General features: G+C 64.9%; 1 protein-coding gene. It reads right to left on the minus strand.

Features of this window, described 5'->3' with window-relative positions; translation table 11 throughout:
- The coding region (locus tag ACTG4K_RS18480) for a beta strand repeat-containing protein (protein ID WP_439115690.1) at positions 1–4292 on the minus strand (4292 nt) is incomplete at both ends.

Genomic DNA, 4292 nt, shown 5'->3' on the forward strand with positions numbered 1-4292 from the left:
TGGGTGGTGGTGGTGATGTTCAGATCGCCCCCGGCCTCGACTTGCAGGCCGGTTTGCGCGCGTACCTGCCCGCCGGTGATGCGGATGTCGTCCCGGGCGCTGAGCAGGGTCACGTCACCCTGTATCAGCCCGCTGTTGCCGATGTTCTGCGCACTGATGTCCACCAGCTGGCGCCCCTGGATGGTGGCGCTGTTGTTCACATCACCGCTCAGGGCCATGCGCACTTGGGCGGCGCTGATGACAGCGCCACCACCAAAGAGCTGGCCACTGGCTGCGAGGTCGCCAGCTTTGGAGGCCAGGTAGACCCGGGGCACCAGGGCGGTGGTGGTGGAGCCGGGCTGGCCGTCTTTGCCGGGCAGGGTGACGGTTTGCGTTTCCAGCCACACGATGTCGCTGGTGAGTTGGGCCACCTGGGCGGGCGAGAGCGCAATGCCCGGGCGCAGCTGCTGGGCGCGGGCGAAGGTGGCGCCTGCGCTCATAAGGGCTTGGTACTGCGCTTCGTCGCTGCGGTGGTCGCCCAAGAAGCGGTAGCCGGTGAGGTTGGCCACTTGCTCGCGGATGAGCTTTTGTTCGTAGAAACCGTCACCCAGGCGCTTTTGGGTGCTGGCGGGGTCGATGGACAGGGCTTGCAGCAGGTAGTCGGAGCTGAGCCACTGGCGATGGTTGGTGAAGCGGGGGGCGGTCTCTACCAGGTAGCGGGCGTTGCTGGCGGGGTTGATGGTGAAGAGGCTGCTGCCGGGCAGCACGGGGCCGGGAGCGGTTTGTTGGGCCAGGCCGTTGGTGGCGCTGGCGCCTTGGCTGGCTTGGCCGGTGGTGGTGGCGCTGCCTGCGGCGTTGGCCAAGGCGTTGGCTGTGCCAACAGCCGATGCGCTGTCCGCAGTCTCGGCGCTGCCGACACCCGAAGCGGCGGTAGAAGCCTGACCTGGGCCTTGGGCCGAAGTGGCTGGCGTTTGAGCACTTAATGCGCCCGATGCGGCGGCGGTGTTGCCCGCGCCCGTGGTGGCAATGGCGCCGGTGCTGGCTTGGGCGGCGATGGTGGTGCCACTGCCGCTGGGGGCGGTGTTTTGCTGGAGGCTGGCAACGCTCAAGTTGATGCTGGTGATAACGTCACCAGGCTGGTAGGCCGTTGGGGCGTTCCACCTGCGCTCGTGGTAGCGCTTAAAGCCACCGCGCCAGTCGCTGTAGGTGTATTGGGCTGTGCCCGATTCATGAGCAATGTGCACCCCCTGGGCCTCGATGTTGTCGACCTGGCTCATGTTCAGGGCCAAAGCACCCCCGGCCACAATGCGACTTTTGTCGTTGGTCAGCACGCCGCCAAGCAGGGTGATGCCGCCCCCTGCCGTGATGAGCCCTGGGGCACTGGTGAGCACTTGCGACTGGCTCTCGGTGCGCGTGACTTCGTATTGCGTCCAGGCGCGGATGACTGCACCACCAAAGCCAGCGTTGTACTGGCTGATGGCGTTAGAAAGCGCTTCGTATTGAGCACCTGAGGTATCTGCCCAGTGCGTCATGTTGGTGTCATAGGTCTGCCACGCCAGATCGTAGTCGGCTTGGTCGCTCTCGTACTGGGTTTGTGCGCTTTGGTATAGACCGCAAGCTGGCGCATCGAATTGCGCGGATGCGGCATCACAGGTGCTGGCCTGGGCTGGGTCTGGCGCCACGGGCTGCTGCACCATGGACGGCGTCGGCTCATCTGCGGGTGCAGCAATGCCAAAGTAAGCCCAGGCGGGATCGGTGGCGGGGTAGCTGCTCTCTGGTGTTTCGCCCAGTTCAGGTATGGGCGTCGCACCCAGTGTTGTGTTTTCTGAAGGGGTTGGAGTGGTGTCGTATCGGTATTGGCCAGCTCGGCTCCAGTTTTCCCAATAGAGGTTTTGTACATCAATTTTGGTGGCGCTGCCCTGGGGCTGGATGTAGGTGAGCGCCTGGGGTCCTTGGGTTTGCATCACATGGGTGCTGAAATGTTCGTTGGTGTTGCGCAGGGTGTTGGCTGCCAGCGCCATGCTGCCCATGCTGCCCATGCTGCCCATGCTGCCCAGGCTTTCGAGGGTGGCGCTGTTGTTGTTCAGGGTCTGTGCATTGGCGCTGCCGTCGGTGATGGCACGGTGGTTGGCTTCGAGTACGCCGCCCAGGGCTAGGTCGCCCGCGCTGAAGATGAGTGCGCCTTCTCGGTTGGTGATGTGTTGCGCGCCGATGTCCAGGCGCTCGCGGGCGGCGATGGTGGCGGCCTGTGTTTGGCCATTGACGGTTTCCTCCCGGTTGGTCAGCGTGTGGGCGGCGATGGCGATGCGGTCGCCGTAAATGCGCCCGCTGCCCACGTTGTCCAGGGCGTGGGTCTGGATGCGGGTGTCGGCACCGTCAATGAGGCCTCGGTTGGTGACGCTGCCTTGGGCGTTTTGCGTCGTGTCCAAGCCAGTGGTGCCCTGGCTGAGCAGCTCGCCGCTGGACTGGTTGTTGATTTGGTCGGCGTGCAAGCTCAGGTGTTGACCGGCCTGCCATTGGCCTGCGTTGTCGAGGGTACCGCCATGGAGTTGCAGGCTGAGGTCGCGCCCGGCGCGCACTTGGCTGGCGCTGGTGGTGTGCAGGTTGCCCACCAGGTCCAGCGCCATGTCGCCGCCGCTGTTGAGCGTGCCGTCCAGGCCGAGGGTGTTGGCGCGCACGGTGAGGGTGCTGTTGGCAGGGGTGGTGCTGGCGTTGGCTACGATCTGGCCGCCGGTGTTGGTGATGACGAGCTGGCGCAGGCCGCTCTGGTTGGCCAATGGGTCTGCGCTGTCTTGCAGAGTGAGGGCGCGCTGGGCGTTGAGCTGGCCGCCGGTGTTGTTGATGGCGCCGCTGGCGCTCACGGTGAGATCGTGCCCGGCAAGCACCTGGCCTTGGGTGTTGTTGAGGGTGAGGACGTTGAAAGAGACGTTTTGCCCCAAGATGCCCTGGGTGTCAGTCTGGGTCTGGCTGTTGTTCAGCGTGGCTGCGTTGACACTGACCGCCGCATTGGACTGGATCAGGCCCTGGGTGTTGGTGAGGAGGGCGCCGGTGGTCAGCGTCACATTCTCCTGGGCCAGCAACTGGCCTTGGGCGTTGTTCAGGTCGGTACTGCCGGCGTTGATGTTGAGGCGGGTGGCCGCTACCACCAGGCCTTCGCTGTTGTTGACACCTTGAGCGGTGATGTCAATGGCACCGGCTTGGCTGGCCAGGTTGCCCTCGCTGTTATTGAGCGAACCCTGTACTTGAATGCTCAGGCCTTGCTGGGTGACCACCTGGGCGTGGCTGCTGTTAAGGCTCTCGGCTGCGGTGAGGGTGGCGCTGTGGGCGCCGGTCTGGCTGCCGCTAAGGTTCACCGCTTCGCCTTGCAGCGTCAGGGTGCCAGCGGCGAGGTTTTTGCCGGTGGCGCTCATGTCGCCAGTGGTGGTGACGTTGAGCGCTGCGCCGGTTGCGGAAAAGGCTTGGAGCGTGCCGTCGGCGTTCAGGCCTGCGGCCAGGGTCCCTGTGCTGACCATATTGCCAGCGGTGATGGTGAGGTCACCCGCTGCGGCCAGGGTGCCGGAGTTGCTGAGCGCCTGGTTGACATTCACCGTGGCATCGCCGCCGGCGTACACGCTGCCTGAGGTGTTACCCAGGCTGTTGGCCTGGATGGCGATGTCTTTGGTGGTGATGACTTGGGCGCTGTTGGTGCTGAGCGCACCGGCTGCGATGAGGGTGGCGCTGTGGGCGCTGGTTTGGCTGTTGTTCAGGTTCAGCGCTGCGCCTTGCAGCGCCAGGGTGCCAGCGGCGAGGTTTTTGCCGGTGGCGCTCATGTCGCCAGTGGTGGTGACGTTGAGCGCTGCGCCGGTTGCGGAAAAGGCTTGGAGCGTGCCGTCGGCGTTCAGGCCTGCGGCCAGGGTGCCTGTGCTGGCCATATTGCCAGCGGTGATGCTGAGGCCACCTGCGGCGGCGAGGGTGCCGGAGTTGCTGAGCGCTTGTGCAATGCCCAGGGTTGCCGTGGCGCCTGCGTACACGGTGCCTGCGGTGTTGTTCAAGTTCTCGTCGATGGTGACCCTCAGATCGGTGCCTGCTAACAGCTGGCCTTGGGTGTTGTCCAACGCACCGTTGGCGCTCATTGTCAAAGTCTGCTGGGTGACGACCTTGGAGCTGCGGCTGTTGATGCCCTCGCTAGCGGTGAGGCTGGCGCTGTGGGCGCTGGTCTGGCTGTTGCTCAGGTTGATGTCTGTGGCGCTCAGTACCAAGGCCCCTGCGGCCAGGTTTCTTCCGGTGGCGCTGAGGGCTTCCGCGGTGGTGACGTTGAGCGCTGCGCCGTCTGC

This window comes from Hydrogenophaga sp., assembly GCF_965657535.1.
Classification (GTDB): domain Bacteria; phylum Pseudomonadota; class Gammaproteobacteria; order Burkholderiales; family Burkholderiaceae_C; genus Hydrogenophaga.